Consider the following 16,948-nt stretch of genomic DNA (forward strand, 5'->3'; position numbering starts at 1 on the left):
TGAACTGGAAATTTGATGAAAGTAATACTCTTTTCTATTTTACCCCAAATTTCGATTATTCAAATCACTTTTTTTAATCATCCCATCTCTCAATTAAAAACATATATTCAAACAAAAAATAACAATGGGACCCAATAAAGCAGTTCTATACAAACAGTCCTGGAACCAGAGTGAAGATATAGCCCAGGCTGAAAAAAGTAAGATTTTGAACGGACAGAGCAAAAGTTTCCCCCTTGATCTGTCTGTCTTCAAAAAGTCGTATATTGTTCAAAACCAAGGGAAAACTGATCAAAGACAGCAGTGAGAACAGAGGGAGAATTTTAAGGATTACCGACAGGACAATAAACAGATAGGCAGCAAAATAGGAATAGCGGAAAACAAGAAGTGAAACCTTAATACCCAGGTAATAGGGCAGGAGGAAACGATCGTTTAGAACATCCTGTTCAAGATCACAGAGATTATTGGCCAGCATAAGGTTGGAAATAAAAAATATAAAGGGAGAAGAGACCAGAAGAATGGATACAAGTTCCAACAAGTCCATCTGCAACACCAGGACCCCTTCTTTTAATGAGAGAACAGCCATGGATGGAGCATGGATGTAAACGGAGATAAATATAATGACAAAGCCCATCATAAAACCCGAAAGAATCTCTCCCAGGGGCATGCGTGAGATGGGGATGGGTCCATAGGTATAGAAGATTCCTACAAAGAAGGAGAGGATTCCCAGCAGCAGAACAACCGGCCCCGTCTGTGCTGTAAGAAGTATCCCGGCTAGAATGGCAACTGTGATCATAAGAAATATAGACATCCTGACATGGCCGATTGGGATAGCTTCGATTCCAATGACATTATGAAGATCTCTGAAATCCCTATCCAGGGCTTTTTTGTAGTCCATATAATTATTGATAGCCGTCGTAGTCATATCAAAAAAAAGTAATGATATAAACATGAGAGCCAATCGAGTGAAATTCAAAGTCTCATAGCGATAGAGGCTGTAAAGGGTCGCAAATACAAAGGGAAACAAACTGGCTATCTTAGTTTGAATCTCAACCAGTTTTAAAAAGGTCCTGAAGCTCATAAAGACTCCTCAAATAAAATGGACAGATCATTGAAGATTTTGATCATCCAAGTCAAACATAAAGTGTAGTTAAACTCTAGAAAAAGGCAAAAGAAGGACAAGATTTCTCATCTTGTGATGTTATTTTGAATCATCGGATCAAAAAGCCTCCTTTCCCTCTATAGAGACAGACACAGATAATGCGATTTGAAGAGTACTTACATACAAAAACAACAGTCAACTCCAAGGCCATCCCCTACTTTCTCCATTGGATCAGCCTTTATCAGAAGTATCTTAAACAATCAGGAACAAGCCTGGTTGGTTTTCAGAAGTCCCTCATGTACCTTTATTTACCGTGGCAGATTGACCAGGCTATGGAAGCCATAAAGCATTTTGAATACTATGAATCGTCCCAAACCACTGGCCCCAAAAATGTAGATCACGATCTTCATATGAATTGGGATGAATCAAAAAGACAGATGAGTGACGTTCTTCGTTTGCGCCAAAAGTCCCTGCAAACGGAAAAAGCGTATATGAGCTGGCTTTGCCGATTCTCTGATTTCGTTCAGAAAAAACCCGAGGATTTAAGCAGTCAGGATCTAAAAAACTATATGTCCTATCTTGCCGTAGAGAAACATGTCTCCTCTTCAACACAAAACCAGGCCTTCAACGCCCTCCTGTTTTTCTACAGGAACATAGTGGAAACATCCGTAGATGGCTTAGAGAAGACTGTCAGATCAAAGATTCCTGCAAAGTTGCCTGTTGTCCTCTCCAAAGAGGAAATTCAGAGAATTTTAAATCATCTTCCCAATGTGATGCATCTGATGGCCTGCCTCATCTATGGAGGAGGACTCCGTTTGAATGAGTGTCTCTCTCTTAGAGTGAAAGATCTGGATCTTGAAAAACCATCCATTCATGTTGTCCAGGGGAAGGGTAATAAAGACCGCTACACTCTACTACCGGCAAAACTAATTACAGACGTAAAAGAGCAAATAGTCAGATGCCAAAAAATTTACAGCGAGGACAGAAGGAATCAGAAACCTGGCGTATCCCTCTCCCCCTCCCTGATGAAAAAATATAAAAATGCATCGACAGAGTGGAGCTGGTTCTGGTTGTTTCCTTCCAGGGATTTTTGTCTCAGCCCCTATACATCTTTACCGGTTCGGCACCATATGCATCCATCCACTCTCCAACGGAGTTTTAAGACGGCAACAAGACTGGCCCAAATAGATAAAAGAGCCACTGTCCATACCCTAAGACACAGTTTTGCAACCCATCTACTTGAGTCAGGGTACGACATCAGAACCATTCAAACACTGCTGGGCCATGCCTCGGTCGAGACAACCATGATCTACACCCATGTAGCAGTGAAGAACAGGATGGGAGTGATCAGTCCTTTTGATAGTTGATTTTCCTGATATATATACTATTATATTCTTATGAAAATTCCTTTTTTCCTGATACTGTCTCTCCTTTCGCTCACATTCTTCTTCTCTTGTACGACATCCTCTCCCCGGAACAGGGGGAGTCTCTCGGATGCCATGGATAAAAGCCGAGACGACCATGAGGGGTCAAGAGAGGTTCCGGATGAGGACGATTCTCCCTGGTGGGCAGAAGAGGAGCCGGATCAACCTTCTAGGCAGGAGCCTGATGAACCGGACTATAATGACATGGTGGCATCTCCTTCAGAGCCAGTGTCCTTGAATGTCCTGCTTAGAGGTGAGCGGGGTTGGACGGGTAGCCCCTATTTTACTTCTGATTTTAATGGTGAACTCCTCATTGGAGACAAAATAGATCACTGGGAAGTTTACCTCTTTGCCGGATTTGACCTTCTGGATGTAAAACCTTCCCACCCTGCGTTTGAGACGATTAAAGACAACGCCTTTACTCTTTCTGCAGGAGTAGAAGGCCGCTTTTATATGTTCCCCAAGCTCAAGGTGTTTTCCCCCTATCTTTTGGCCCGTATGGGTGGACTCTTCCTGTTCTGGCAGTTTCGCAATCCTCTGGAATCGGGCGGTGAGTCTATTGAATCCGATATTCTGGGAGGCCTAATCCTGGGTAGCGGTGTGGGTATCGATCTCTATCATGGAGAAAATTTCAGAGTAGGTATGAATATTATTCCCGAAGCATCCCTATATGGTGAAGAAACTCAGCAGGGATTTACAAACGATTTTTTTTCCAGCCAGGGATTTGTCCGCATAGGAATGGAAGCGGGAGCCCGATTCTAATCACAGTCCTGCAGTGAATGTATAAGGTAAGATGAATCATTCTTGACAACAATACTATTATTAATACAATATACTATAGGGGGGTATCCTATATGTCAAAAGTCAAAGAGATCCGTAAGGCTCATCATCCATATGAAACCAAACAAGCTATGGTAAGCCGTATGAACAGGATCGAAGGACAGATAAGAGGAATTACACGGATGATCGATGAAGATGTGTACTGTGATGACATCCTCCACCAGTTCATGAGTGTGGAATCGGCCATTGCGGGTGTTAAAAAGACCCTGCTGGAGGCCCATATGAAGGGGTGCATTGTCCATCAGATTCAAGATGGCAGGATTGAAGCGGTAGATGAGCTTCTGGGCACCATCGGAAAAATGCTGAAATAACAGCAAAAGGAATATCCATATGGAAATTGTTCAATTCAATATAAAGGGCATGACCTGCGCTTCCTGCGTGGCACATGTTGAAAAGGGAATCATGAAGACTGGGGGCATCGATAAGACATCGGTAAACCTGGCCACCGAAAAGGCGACTGTCAGCTTTGATCCATCTAAGACAGACGTCCAAAGCCTCATAGAGAGTGTTATAAAAAACATAGAAAATGCGGGCTATGGAGCCTCTATTCCCCAAAAGGAGGAGAGTGGCGCAGAGGAAGAGCAGAAGAAAAAAGAACTGAATCATTTAAAACTTCAGACTCTGATTGCCGCCTTATTGAGTGCTCCCTTGATGCTGGCCATGATAGCCATGCTTTTCAAGATCGAAGCCCTTCACTTTCTGCACAAACCCATCCTCCAGCTGATTTTAGCCTCACCGGTTCAGTTCTGGATCGGATTCCGTTTCTACAAAGGGGCCTGGAAGTCTCTGAAATCAGGAAGTCCCGGCATGGATGTTCTTGTGGCCTTAGGTACATCTTCTGCTTTTTTTTACAGTGTCTACAACGGTTTTTTTGCCCAGGGGGAGGCCGCTCCTGCACTCTACTTTGAGGCTTCGGCCATCATTATTACCCTGGTACTCTTAGGTAAATATCTGGAGGCGGGTGCCAAGGGCAAGACTTCGGAAGCCATCAAAAAATTGATGGGCCTCCAGCCGAAAACGGCCCGTGTGGAAAGGAATTCCAGCATCATAGATGTTCCCATTGCCGATGTACAGACTGGAGATATTGTTGTGATCCGACCGGGGGAGAGATTTCCCGTTGATGGTCCGATCTTAGAAGGAACAACAGCCGCCGATGAGAGCATGATCACCGGAGAAAGCATGCCCGTCGAAAAAGGACCGGGTGATCAGGTTGTGAGCGGCACCATCAACAGTTATGGTTCAGTCCGCTACAGGGCCGAGCATGTGGGCAGTGATTCCGTATTGGCCAGAATCATATCCATTGTGGAAGAGGCCCAGGGGTCCAAGGCGCCCATTCAGAAACTGGCTGATAAGGTGGCATCCATCTTTGTTCCTGTTGTTCTTGGTATCGCCGCCCTCACCTTCCTCATATGGTGGCTGGTCTTCTCCTCCCTGAGCAGTGGGCTCATTGCCTCTGTGGCTGTTCTGGTGATTGCCTGCCCCTGTGCCCTGGGACTGGCCACACCTACGGCCATCATGGTCGGTACAGGTGTCGGAGCCGGTCGGGGCATACTCATCAAAAATGGAGAGATCCTGCAGGCGGCGGGCAAACTGACTGCTGTGGTTCTGGATAAGACTGGAACCATTACCAGAGGGAAGCCTGAAATGAAAGAGCTGATTCCTCTGGCGGAAGGATGGTCACACAAAGAGCTCCTGGCTCTGGCCGCCAGCCTGGAAGACAACTCGGAACACCCTCTGGCTCAGTCGGTTGTGGCAGCCGCCAGGAAGGAAGGTCTGAAACTCAAAAAGAGTGAGAACTTTAGCTCTTTTCCCGGTAAGGGCATCCGTGCCTCTTTGGATGGTAAAAACTACTTCATTGGAAAAGAGGAGTTTATCATCGAAGAAGGATTATCTCTGGAGGGAATGGACCATAAAAAAGCGGCTCTGGAAGCCATGGGAAGCACAGTGGTAATCCTGGCAGACAATGAAAGACCTCTGGCCATGATTGCCCTGGCAGACAGGATTAAGGATCACTCTGCAGAGGGTGTCCGGATGCTGAAGGATCTGGGCCTTGAGCTGTATATGATCACTGGAGACAACCCCCATACGGCCGCAGCCATTGCCAAAGAGGCGGGTGTGGATCATGTGTTGGCGGGGATACTCCCCGAAGGCAAGGCCTTGGAGGTGAAAAAGCTCCAGGAAGCAGGTCATATTGTGGCCATGGTGGGTGATGGAGTGAATGATGCACCGGCTCTTGCCACCTCCAATACAGGTATAGCCATGGGAGAAGGCTCGGACATTGCCATGGAGTCTTCCGACATCACTCTGATGAGGGGAGACCTGCGGGAGATCGCAGCCGCGGTAAAACTCTCCCGCAAGACCATGGGAAAAATAAAGCAGAACCTTTTCTGGGCATTTTTCTATAATGCCATAGGCATTCCTTTTGCAGCGTTGGGCCTGCTTAACCCCATCATTGCCGGAGCAGCCATGGCCTTCAGTTCGGTTTCTGTGGTAAGCAATTCACTGAGCCTGAAAAACTTCAAAATGGATACATCCGGGCATGTTGCTACGGTTAGAAACGATAAGATACACGAGGAGAATCTGATGAATGTAGTAGTAAAAGTGGATGGCATGAGCTGTAACCACTGTAAAATGTCTGTAGAAAAGGCAGCAGGATCGGTTGATACTGTGACCTCTGCCGTTGTGGATCTAGATAAGAAAGAAGTGGCCCTGACTCTTACAGATGAGGGTAAACTCGCAGAAGTGAAGGCAGCCATCACCGAAGCCGGTTTTACTCCACTGTAAGTATTTTTCTTAATCTTTTCTTCAAGAGCAGCTCCCTGAGTTGCTCTTTTTTTGACATTTCATTGGATTGTACTAATATTAGAGTAAGTACATGTAATTGTATTTTCCTTAACTGTGTTGACCTTATCTGAAATTGACTTGTGTTTTATGTATTAAAAAAACTAGATCTTCAAAAAAGGAATATCAGACATGAATTCTGAACTAGTGAAACAGAAAGGGACAAGTCCTGGATTTTTTTACTTTTTAAATACATCAGATGATTTCTACAAATGGAAAATGGAAGAAAATCCATTTCACTATAAGATTTTTCTCATTGCAGCTACGGTCATTCTGGCAATATTCGGCATCCTTGATGTGATTTATCTCCAGGAGCCCTGGCGCTCTGAAATCCTTAAGCTGACCTTCCTGGGGATTGGACCATTCATAATCCTAAGCACCCTTATTTATCTGTACAACAAGACCAGCTGGCTTTGCCCCCTCTCTATTTTTTTGACCCTTCTTGCGGCCGCTTTGATCAGCGTGAGACTCGTTATGCTGGCAGAAAAAGCAGACATTGGACAGTTCTACCCCTCTCTGATTCTCATTGTGCTTTTCAGCTTCTTCTTAAGCGGGCTGCATTATATGCTGGCCATCGCCGTATCCCTCACGCTTTTGATTGCCTATTATACTGCAAAATTTGAATATTTTACCTCCCTTCACAGCCCTCCCTCTGAAGTCGTAATTCTTGCATTGAGCATACTCGTGTCTCTTATTGGCGGTATCAGTCTGGAAAGATCTCATAAAAAAAGGTATCAGCAGTCTGTTCTTCTAAGCTATTATGCAGATCGTGATAGTTTGACCGGACTCTTTAACCGCCGGTACTTTTTTAATTTTGCCGAGAAAGTGTGGAAACAGTGCCTTAGAGATAAACTGCCCATCACCATCATGATAGCCGATGTCGATTATTTTAAGAAATATAATGACTCTTACGGCCACATCCAGGGAGATCACTGCCTAAGAGCCCTGTCCAGAACATTTGAATTGGCCATGAAAAGACCCTTTGACCTGGTGGCCCGCTACGGGGGAGAAGAGTTTATCTTCCTCTGGTTCAATACAGAATCAGATTATATAAAAAAAGTGATAGAAGTGATTAGAACTGATGTCATGGCTTTGAAGATAGACCACAATGATTCCAGCATTAATGAATATGTGACCATCAGTGGCGGAATCTCAACTTGTATTCCCGATTCGGAAACCTCCATATACGACCTGGTTCAAACTGCAGATACCGCTTTGTATAAGGCAAAGACCCAAGGCAGAAACAGATGTGTATTCTCTTAAATCTATCCATTCTTCTGCTTTAATACTCTCTCTATCTCCCGTTCATATCCTATTCATATCTTATTTCTATTCTTTATTTATCAACTATGAAATGAGGTAGAATATGCATGGTTTTCACAATGGTGTCTATGATGGATTTATGGGGTTCAGACATGTTCAATATGGAGGGTATATTATGTTAGGTATTGGTTTGGTTCTTATTTTGGGTATTGTCTACCTGGCCTTTAGAAAGGGCTCCCACCTTCCTTTGACGGCCGACAGAGAGTCTCCCATGGAAACACTTCAGAAGCGTTTTATCAATGGTGAAATAAGCAAAGACGAGTTTATCGAGAAGAAAGAGACTCTGAATTTGAAATAGGCTTATAAATGCTCTATAAAAAAGGCTCTTCCCAGGGGAGAGCCTTTTTTTTAGTTTGAGCGAAAGGATAGAGAACTTAAATTCAGGAATTTTCGGGATGTTCTTTCTCTTCGGCCACAACTCTGGCAGCTTTTTCTATGATATCCGCAACCTGGTGCTGGTTGAGACGGTCTGTGTTGATGATGAGATCGGCAAAGGCATAATCATTGTTGTCAATTTCATAGAGTCTCTTGTACCGGGCATGATCCCGCTCATCTCTGGCATGGGTTTCCACCATCCTCTGTTCAAAGACTCCCCCTTCCCTCTCATGAATACGGGAGGCTCTGGTCTCCGGACTGGCCGTTAAAAAGACCTTAAGATCCGCCTCTTTGAGCATCCAAATGGCCAGACGGGACCCCAATACGGAGGGTCCTTCCATGGCAAGTTTGACCTGGTTCTCATCAACAAAATAGTCCCATTGGGGGTCATTTTCTGCCATCTGGCAGAGTTCCTTAAAATCGATTCCTCTGTCTTCGGCAATATTATGAAAGGTATAGTTGACTAACTTCAATCCGAGCCGTTCCGACAGGATACTGCTCACCGTAGAGTTTCCACACCCACTGCGTCCTGAAATAGCAATCCTGAAGGCTTTCTTATTCAACATTTTTAAGCTGCTCCCTTACTTTTTCTAATGAATCTTTCATGTCCACAACGATCCTGCCAATTTCAACAAGGGTATTTTTTGATCCGATTGTGTTGACTTCCCGGTTGATTTCCTGACAAAGAAAGTCCAGTTTCTTCCCCACTGGTTCATCCAATGCGGCTATATTTCTGAATCCTTCCAAATGGGTATTCAACCTCTGCAGTTCTTCGTTGATATCAAAACGAACAAGCTGAATGGCAATTTCGGCCAGAATGCGGCTTTCATCCGCTTTGCCCTGCACGATTTCATCGAATTTTTCTTTCAGATTCGTTGTGATCTGTTCCTGCATACGGGGGGCAAAGGCCGTGATCTGATTCACACAATCTTCCATGAAGTCAATCTGCCCCATGATGTCTTTAGTGGTTTCTGCCCCTTCTGTCTGTCTGGCTTCAATAAGCTGTGCCAGAACATCCTGAAACAGGGACTCAATCAACTCATACAAGCCTTCAAGATCTCTTTTTTTATCTGTCTTGATAATTCCTTCCATCCCAAGAAGCTGCTCCAGAGTAATATCCCCGTCAATTCCGGCAAGAGCCTGAACTTCTCTCAAGGTCTCGGCATAAGCCATGACGGCTGTTTTATCCACTGCCAGAGAGAGGTCTTCCTCCAGCTCTTTCATTCTGAGATAGACTTCGACCCTTCCTCGACTAAGACGGCCGCTGACAAGGGCTCTGATTTGACCTTCCAGGGGAGACAGGGGTCCGGGAAGGTTGAGGATTAAGTCCAGATACCGATTATTGTAAGATTTCATTTCCAGAGAAAAACGGACCTTCTCATTTTGAAATTCTTTGTAGCCGTAGCCAGTCATACTGATCATGATTGTGTCTCCTTCAGACTCTTTAAAACGCTCCGCCCCAGTTGCCAGTTATCCCCGGCTCCCATAGTCACGAAGAGATCACCCTCTTTCAGGGTTTCTTTCAAATAGGGAAGAGCCTCCTCGGGCTCTTCAAAATAGCGCACCAATTTATGATGTTCGCAGGTTTTTTCATAGAGATCTTTACCGCTGATCTTCCCATTAAAGACCTCTCGGGCGGAGGCATAGATCTTATGGAGAATGACCTCATCCGCGGCTCCAAAGGACTTGGCAAAATCGTCTAATAAGGCGGCCGTTCGAGAGTAGGTATGGGACATAAAATCCACGATGATTCGCCGGCCGGGGTAGAACTCCCGAATGCCTTCCAGTGTTTTTTTGACTGCAGAAGGATGGTGTCCGTAATCATCCATGACAAGGATTCCCTGGGATTCCCCTATGATTTCAGACCTTCGGCGGCTTCCCGTAAAGTTGTAGATTCCCTCTTCCAGGGATTTCTGGATTTCTGGATCATCCAAAGAACAGCCCCCAAGAGAGTCAAACTGATCCAGCACCAGCAGGAGAGCCGCAGCAGCATCCAGGATGATGTGATCTCCTGGAATCCGAAGCCTGAACCCGGTATGTAGGCCTTCCACTCTAAAATGATTTTCCCCGGAGGCATCTGATTGTATCTTGGTGATTTTCCCGGAACCGGTCACTTGAAACCCATAGGGAATCATGCGGATATCCGGCCGCTGATCTGCCATGCGCATGGCCGTGCGCCTGGCTCCCGGATCATCATGGCAGTAGATAAGAGCCCCTTTTTCGGGGAGGGTAGCAATAAAATCACAGAAGGCGTTTTCCACATCCGCTTCGTCCTTGAAGTAATCCAGATGATCGGCCTCTACAGAGGTGAGGATCATGCGGTCGGGAGAAAAATTCATAAAATGACGCCTGTATTCACAGGTTTCCGCCAGAAAAAAATCATGTCCCTGAACAAGGGTCGACCGGTTCCCAAAGGCGGGGACGGCACTACCGACAAGAACCGTGCCGGGAAGTCCCAGGGCTTGAACGAGGGTTCCGCAAAGGGCTGTTGTGGTGGTTTTTCCATGCACTCCGGCAACGGCCGCCGCGGAATGTTCCCGGGAGAGTAATCCCAGGGCTTCGGCATAGAGCAAGAGGGGTACGTCCCGTTTAAGCAATTCTGCAACTTCGGGATGTTCCGTTCCATAGGCTGCCGAACGGATGGCAAAATCCAGGTTTAGGGGTATTTGATCGACAGAAAATCCATTGAAATAGGGAATTCCTATTTCCCGGAGAACCCTGTCTGTATAAAATTCCTCATCCACATCCGAGCCTGTAACATTCAGACCCCTGGATTGAAAAATCTCGGCCAGGGCAGCCATGCCTGTCCCCTTAATGCCTACCATATAAACATTTTGACCTGATCGTAAGGAAAAGGACTGTTTTCTCATAGCCCAGATCATATAATAGTTTCTGCCGGGGAGGCAAGCGAAGTCATCAAGACCTCACAGGTATGGCATGAGAGCCCGCCAAGCCATATATTCCTCTGCCAGCATGTCAAAATAGTTCACCCGGGCCTGCTCATAAAGGAGCCTGGCATCTTCGGTTTCGGCAGAGGAATATTCCCCAGCCTCCTGAAGGAACAAAGCCTCGTCGTAGAGCTCACGGGACTGTTCCATTTCCAATTCAGCCAGAGTGCTGTTTTGCTGGGAGGTTTCCAGAGTGATGAGAACCTGCTGAAGATTCAGGCGGCTTTCCATCTCGGCCTGTTTCGATTCCAATCGGGATAATTCCAGGTCCTGTCTGTTCAGCTCTTTCTCTTTCCCCTGCCAGTCATCCAGGGAGAACACAAACTCGATGCCCGCTTCCCATTCCAGGGTGTCAGAAGACAGAGACGAACTTCCTAACGGAATCGTAATGCTCCCGGTCATATTGACCTCCGGGTCAAAGATCCAGGTGTTAGAGAGGGTATGCTCAGAACGTTCCACATTTTTATAGGAGGAAGTTACATCGTAGACACTGGATGGATTTGCACTCTCGGGAGTAATGCTTTTCTTGAGATTATCCAGATCGCTCATAAGATCCTCTGTAGAAATGATTTCTATCCCGGCGGCATCAAGGCTTGTTCCGAGCGTCTGAAGGAGTTCCGACTCCCCGGCTCTGAGAAGGACCTGCATATTCGACAGGGCCGTCCTCGCTTCGGTCCAGTCCACCAGATCATCCCTAACATCGTCCAATGTGGCCTCTCCGGCTTCATACCGGATTTTCTGATCCCGGTAGACCGTCTCCTTCACGGTGACGATTTCTTCCTGGACAGCCAACTGCTGACTGTAAGTCATCCAGTTCAACACGGCAGAAAGCGCCTTGTTTTCCGTAAGGACAGCCGTTTCTTCTGCCAGTAAAAGAGCAACATCATAATTAATTTGTAATTGTTCTCGGCTGTCAGAGTGTGTCAGGGGTGAGAATGACAGCCCCAGGCTGCCACTGGCATCATTATTGATAGATCCGCTGAAACCCAGTTGGTCAATGAGGGGAAGAGAAACCGCCGCGGTGGAGGTCCAATCTTCATCTTCATCGCTGTCGGTACTCAGAGAAAATGAGGTTTCATCCAGATTAAGGATACCGTCCAACTGGTTGCGCGCTATGGCCACATCCAGAAGGACTCTTTTGTATTCTGTGCTGTTCTCCAGGGCATAATTCTTAATGGATTCGAGAGAGTCCAGGCTTTGCCCCTCCAAACCGAATCGTGAAAGAATCAACAATCCCAGAACTATAAGGTATTTGAAAGACATATTTTCAAGCCTCCCTCAGGGTTTCGGCAATATTGCCTTTCACCGCAGAGAAGGAAGGGAGTATTCCCAGAACACCGCCGAAGAGAACGGCAAAGAAAACACCTCTGAATACGGAAAGGAGCTTGATACCCGCGGCTTCACTGAACTGGGCGGACACTTCTCCCACTAAGGGAGACAACGTATTGAGCACAGGACCTGCCAGAGCCAGGGAGAGAATAACTCCGATCATGGCTCCCGTGAGGCTCAGGGTGAGCGACCACATCCAGAACTCCTTGATGACATCCTTCTTCGAGGCGCCCAGAGCTCTTTCCAGGGCAATGTCCTTACGACGGTTTAAGGCTTCTACAACCATGATACTGAAAATTCCGAGGGAGCTGGTCAATAAAAGGACAATCCCCAGAATAGAGAGGGAAACCGTAAAGACATTCACCGACTGCCTGAGTTCTTCCATATAGGATGAGGTTCCCCGGGTAGACCCCTCCCAGATGATGATGGAAAGGTCATCGCCAAAATTGCTTGTTAAGACCTGACGGATGGAGGAGGAGAGCTTTTCGACGGACTTTCCATCGGCTTGAACCACAAACTGGGCAGACATCATGTCCAGCATCATCTGCTTGTTCCCGCCGGCTGTGATCAACGCCGTATAGGGGTAGATCATGTCGCCAATCCCGTATGAACGCCGGGTGACCTCACTGGGAGACTCAAAGACTCCTGTCACGGAATACTGCTGCACCACATTTTGAGCCTGACCACCGGGCCTGCCCCTGTTCAACATCTCACCTGGAGGCTGTATCCACTTTCCAACGGCCGCGTCAACCGAGCCATACAGGAGTTCGGCCATTTCCGAACTGATCCAGACCTTTTTAAGACCCATCTCCAAATCATTGTCTGTCATGGGGTTTCCGGCAATAATATCCAGAGAAAACACGTTAAAATAGGCCGGTCCCGAACCGACGGCATTCCTCAGATTATAGGATTTTCCCTCTGTGGTAACCTGATTAAAAGCGGGAGTGATCAGGGGAACGGCAAAATTGATCGAATCCAGATCACTCAGCAGGACAGAAGGTGCCGTGGAGTCCCATTCAGTGGGTCTTGCTTCTTCCACCTTGCCTAAGGAGTCCCATTCGCCGTTGGCCACATAAAGGATGAGACCCTCTTTATCCATCTCGGCGGTGATCTGTTCTTCCAGAATAAGGCCGGCGCTATTTGTCAGAATCAAGATGCCAGTTCCCAAGGCCACGGCACCCAGGGTCAGGAGAATCTTAACCGACGATCCGGACCAGTTTCGAATCAGCATATTTATAAACTTCTTCATCATTTTTATCCTTATTTTGACCAGCCCTCAGGCAGCCCTCATGGCGATGGCCGGGTCGATTTTGGCATACTGTCTTACCGGCAATAGACCGAATAAGAGGGTCAATGCCATGGAAATAACAACACCCAATAGCGTGTACAGCCCCGTACCACCGGTGATATCCAGAGACTCCTGCATTGTTCTTGCCAATGGAAGGGACAAGATCGTACCAAGAAGTGCTCCAATTAGGGTGATGCCCAGCGATTCTGATGCAAAGAGCAACGAGACCTGCTGCCTGGAGGCCCCCAAGGCCATGAGGATACCCACATGCTTCTTCATCCTCATGGCGCGGCTCACCAGAATATTAGACACGTTTACAGAGGCGATAAAAAGTCCCGAAAGGGATAAAAACATGATCAGCAGGGCAATACCCGTATTCCGGTTCATCAGCTGCTGAGCCTCGGACCGGGGATTTGAGATCACCAGCTGCTGTCCTCCAAACTGGCTATCAAACCACTGCTGCAACTGTGAGGATGTTGCATCCAGCTCATCGGGATCCTCCACGGCAAATCGAAGCTGAGTATTCATGGCAGAACGCCTGAAATCCCCGGAGCCTCTGCTCCTGTAGGGAGAATAATAGAGATCCGTATCCTCCTCCCCTTTCACAACTCCTATGATTGAATAAAGGCCTTCTCTGGTGAGGAGCTGCCTGCCCAGAAGAGAGTCATAATCAGAGCCTTCTTCTAAAAGAGAGTCGGCCAGATCCTGCCCCAGAACCACAATGGAGGAGTTTCCAGTCATATCCTGTTCGGAAAAAAGGCTGCCCGCGACCAGCTGGGTGTCCCAGGCATCAAAATATCCCGGAGTGACCTCATAACCACTGGATTCCTCGGTTTCTGCGATGATAATGTTGCTTTCTCCTACCGCTTCGGCCAGATCTTCGGCACTAAAAGAATCTTCCCGAGGCCTGTCATCTCCTTCTGGTCCTTCTGGAGGCTGGTTTCCATCGCCACCATCAGGCCTCTGCTGCCGTTCCTGCTCCCGGGCCACAGTCTCCTCATTTATAAAATGGATTCTGGAATTATTTTTCACATAGGCAAAGGTCACCGCCGGTGCCAGGTCGGCAGCGGAGAGGTCCTCCGAGGTAAGAACAGCCGTCTCTACCACGGCTTTTAGGCTGACGGGAGCCTCCATATCGTCGGCATCACCGACGGTGGAAACAACAATTTCCTTGTACCCCGGAGAGTCGAGGATTTCACGACTGAGGCTCACAGTATTGGCCAAAAGGGCTATCCCCGAAGAAGCGGCTCCGATTCCCAGTGCTACGGCGATGATCAGCAGTCCTGATTCCAAAAAACGGTCTCCAAAACGTCTGATGATAATTTTAAAAGGTTCATTCAGCACGGAGGTCCTCCCTCTTTATAGAATCATTCGATGAAAGTTCATTCTGTAATACACCATCCTGAAGATTGATGATTCTATTGGCCCGTTTCCCCTGATCGGGGTTGTGAGTAACCATGACAACGGTGACACCCTGTTTATTGAATTTTTCGAGGATCTGCATGATCTCCTCTCCCTTATCGGTAGGAAGATTTCCCGTGGGCTCATCCGCTAGAATCAGGTCTGGTTCATTGGAAAGAGACCGGGCGATGGCCACTCTCTGCTGCTCACCACCGCTCATCATGGTAGGCAGGTGGTTCATCCGGTGACCCAGTCCGACTTCGTCCAGCAGTTCGATGGCCCGGGACTTTCTTTTCTGCCAGGGAACCCCGGCGTAACTCATGGGCAGCATCACATTTTCAAGGGCGCTGAGCTCGGGAAACAAGTTAAAGCTCTGAAAAATAAACCCAAAATGGCGATTACGAATCCGGGCCTGTTCCTTATCGGGAAGAGAAGAAATTTCATAGTCTTCCAGGAAATACTGGCCCGATGAAATGCTGTCCAGGATACCCAAAATATGCATGAGTGTTGATTTCCCGGAACCCGAAGGTCCCATGATAGCAATATATTCTCCCCTCTGGATTTCTAAGGAAACATCCTTGAGAGCCCTGACTTGAGTATCTCCCAGGTCATACTGTTTATTGATATTTATCATTTTAATCATTTGTAAAACTCCTATAAGTCTACTTGTTTTATATCACCAGGGTTCCCGTGAAACTCTGCTGCCTTATCCACTCAAGTCCTCAAATTCAAGAGTGTTGTGTTACTTGAGTGTTATTTCGTCCATATCAATATAGCTCTGATAGCTTCCGGTAATGATCTCATCCCCGGCGCTCAAGCCTTGAAGGATCTCCACATCATTCCCTTGAATCTCACCCAGGGTTACCTTTGTTTTTACGGCCTTATTTCCCTGTATGAGGTAAACATATTTTTGATTTCCCGTTGTCAGCCAAGCCCCGCGGGGAAGAAGCAGGACATTATCCTGAACTTCCAGTGTGATGGATGCCACGGCCGAAGCACCGGGAGTGAGGGTCAGTTCTGTTTCCGGCTTAGCTCTCACGCTTATCATGGCAGAAAGGCCATCCGTATCCATGGTGGCTATTTTTCCAATCTTGATGATGCTGGCTTTCATGGTATTTGTTCCGATAGTAACCGTCATTTCTCCTCCTTCGTCCAGGAGTCCCGCATACTGTTCATACACATCAAAATCGATATAAACGTCCGACCGGTCGGCCACTATAAACAGAGAATCCGACTGCTCAATCAGACTGCTTTTAATAGCAAGAGTCTCATTGATACTCAGGACTTCACCCGCAATGGGACTCTTGATTTTTGTTTCTTCAATATCCTGCAAAACGATTGCCAGCTCTACTTCTAACTGGTTTATGGCTGCCTGCTGTTTTCTTTTGTCGATAAGACCGGAGCTGATGGCTTCATCCAGAGTAGCCTGGCTGTCTTCCCTTTGTTCTATCAGGTCTTCAAGTACATCCAGGGCGTCTTCATAATCACTCTGGCGGGAACTCTTCAGGCTCGCCAGCTCTTTATATGTCTGAACATCTGCCTCGGCTTCCAGAATATCCGCATCCAGCCGGCTTATGGTTCTTTCCAGAGCCTGGATTGTATAAACGGAACTGTTTTCGAGGCTTTCAAGTTCGATCCTGGCCTGTACCAGACTGAGACTCAACTCATTGAAATCATCATCCAGATCGGGCACATTCAAAACGGCCAATACATCCTGAGGAGTAACCACATCTCCCTCATCTACGTACAATTCCTCGGCATATCCCTCAACAGGACTAACAATTTCCACCTGGGTGGGCAAAATAACCGTTCCGCTGGCCTCAGTGGTTGAGATAAACTGCCCGGATCTTACCTGGGCACTTTCATAGTCCTTGACTGTGAAAGTTTCCGGTTGCGCCGAAAACCAGAAGAATCCGCAGATACCCAGGATCAGAACAAGAATTGACAGACCCGTTAGTACCTTCCTCTTCTTCTTCTCCTTGCTGGACTTTGGGGTCACATCATCCATTTGAATGATCTTTTTCTCTACTGACATGAAAATCTCCTCAGTAAAGACTCTATTCTTTCTTGGAATCTCCTT

Annotated in this window: 15 protein-coding genes; 6 read left to right on the plus strand and 9 right to left on the minus strand. The window is 46.9% G+C overall.

The window, feature by feature from the left end; translation table 11 throughout:
• Positions 1-145 precede the first annotated feature (145 nt).
• Positions 146-1,078 (minus strand): 1,4-dihydroxy-2-naphthoate polyprenyltransferase, encoded by a 933-nt coding sequence (locus tag EXM22_RS09445; protein WP_149486279.1) that lies wholly within the window; start codon positions 1,076-1,078, stop codon positions 146-148.
• A gap of 179 nt (positions 1,079-1,257) precedes the next feature.
• Here EXM22_RS09445 and EXM22_RS09450 point away from each other — a divergent pair, with 179 nt between their 5' ends.
• The 6 genes from EXM22_RS09450 to EXM22_RS09475 all read left to right on the plus strand — a co-directional run bounded on the left by EXM22_RS09450 (position 1,258) and on the right by EXM22_RS09475 (position 7,825).
• Complete coding sequence (locus EXM22_RS09450) at positions 1,258-2,466, plus strand: integron integrase (RefSeq protein ID WP_149486280.1); 1,209 nt, start codon at positions 1,258-1,260, stop codon at positions 2,464-2,466.
• Between the two features lie 30 nt (positions 2,467-2,496).
• Entirely contained in the window at positions 2,497-3,285 is a 789-nt protein-coding gene (locus EXM22_RS09455; protein WP_149486281.1) for a hypothetical protein, read from the plus strand.
• Between the two features lie 92 nt (positions 3,286-3,377).
• A complete protein-coding gene (locus tag EXM22_RS09460; RefSeq protein WP_149486282.1) occupies positions 3,378-3,674 on the plus strand; it encodes a metal-sensitive transcriptional regulator in 297 nt (98 codons plus the stop codon).
• A gap of 19 nt (positions 3,675-3,693) precedes the next feature.
• Complete coding sequence (locus EXM22_RS09465; protein WP_168203435.1) at positions 3,694-6,147, plus strand: heavy metal translocating P-type ATPase; 2,454 nt, start codon at positions 3,694-3,696, stop codon at positions 6,145-6,147.
• A 189-nt stretch (positions 6,148-6,336) separates the two neighbouring features.
• Positions 6,337-7,467, plus strand: coding sequence for a diguanylate cyclase (locus tag EXM22_RS09470; protein WP_149486283.1), 1,131 nt, complete (start codon positions 6,337-6,339; stop codon positions 7,465-7,467).
• 103 nt (positions 7,468-7,570) lie between these two features.
• Positions 7,571-7,825: an SHOCT domain-containing protein gene (locus EXM22_RS09475; protein ID WP_149486284.1), complete on the plus strand. Its 255-nt coding sequence runs from the start codon at positions 7,571-7,573 to the stop codon at positions 7,823-7,825.
• Positions 7,826-7,907: 82 nt separating this feature from the next.
• On the opposite strand, the gene cmk is transcribed toward EXM22_RS09475, so the two are convergent.
• The 8 genes from cmk to EXM22_RS09515 all read right to left on the minus strand — a co-directional run bounded on the left by cmk (position 7,908) and on the right by EXM22_RS09515 (position 16,903).
• Positions 7,908-8,468 carry a (d)CMP kinase gene (gene cmk, locus EXM22_RS09480; RefSeq protein ID WP_149486285.1) on the minus strand — a complete coding sequence of 187 codons (561 nt, stop codon included), beginning with the start codon at positions 8,466-8,468 and terminating at the stop codon, positions 7,908-7,910.
• A complete protein-coding gene (locus tag EXM22_RS09485; protein ID WP_149486286.1) occupies positions 8,458-9,324 on the minus strand; it encodes a YicC/YloC family endoribonuclease in 867 nt (288 codons plus the stop codon). The genes cmk and EXM22_RS09485 overlap by 11 nt, the downstream gene beginning before the upstream one ends.
• On the minus strand, positions 9,321-10,727 hold the full coding sequence (murC, locus tag EXM22_RS09490) for a UDP-N-acetylmuramate--L-alanine ligase (RefSeq protein WP_246157000.1): 1,407 nt from the start codon (positions 10,725-10,727) through the stop codon (positions 9,321-9,323). Before murC ends, EXM22_RS09485 begins: the two co-directional genes overlap by 4 nt.
• A gap of 99 nt (positions 10,728-10,826) precedes the next feature.
• Positions 10,827-12,113 carry a TolC family protein gene (locus EXM22_RS09495; RefSeq protein WP_149486288.1) on the minus strand — a complete coding sequence of 429 codons (1,287 nt, stop codon included), beginning with the start codon at positions 12,111-12,113 and terminating at the stop codon, positions 10,827-10,829.
• Positions 12,114-12,117: 4 nt separating this feature from the next.
• Positions 12,118-13,431, minus strand: coding sequence for an ABC transporter permease (locus tag EXM22_RS09500; protein WP_149486289.1), 1,314 nt, complete (start codon positions 13,429-13,431; stop codon positions 12,118-12,120).
• Positions 13,432-13,455: 24 nt separating this feature from the next.
• Positions 13,456-14,811: an ABC transporter permease gene (locus EXM22_RS09505; RefSeq protein WP_149486290.1), complete on the minus strand. Its 1,356-nt coding sequence runs from the start codon at positions 14,809-14,811 to the stop codon at positions 13,456-13,458.
• Positions 14,801-15,511, minus strand: a complete 711-nt coding sequence (locus tag EXM22_RS09510; protein ID WP_149486291.1) for an ABC transporter ATP-binding protein — start codon at positions 15,509-15,511, stop codon at positions 14,801-14,803. Before EXM22_RS09510 ends, EXM22_RS09505 begins: the two co-directional genes overlap by 11 nt.
• A gap of 99 nt (positions 15,512-15,610) precedes the next feature.
• Complete coding sequence (locus EXM22_RS09515; protein ID WP_168203436.1) at positions 15,611-16,903, minus strand: efflux RND transporter periplasmic adaptor subunit; 1,293 nt, start codon at positions 16,901-16,903, stop codon at positions 15,611-15,613.
• Positions 16,904-16,948 lie beyond the last annotated feature (45 nt).

Origin of the sequence: Oceanispirochaeta crateris (assembly GCF_008329965.1) — a bacterium.
GTDB classification, from domain to species: Bacteria; Spirochaetota; Spirochaetia; order DSM-2461; family DSM-2461; genus Oceanispirochaeta; species Oceanispirochaeta crateris.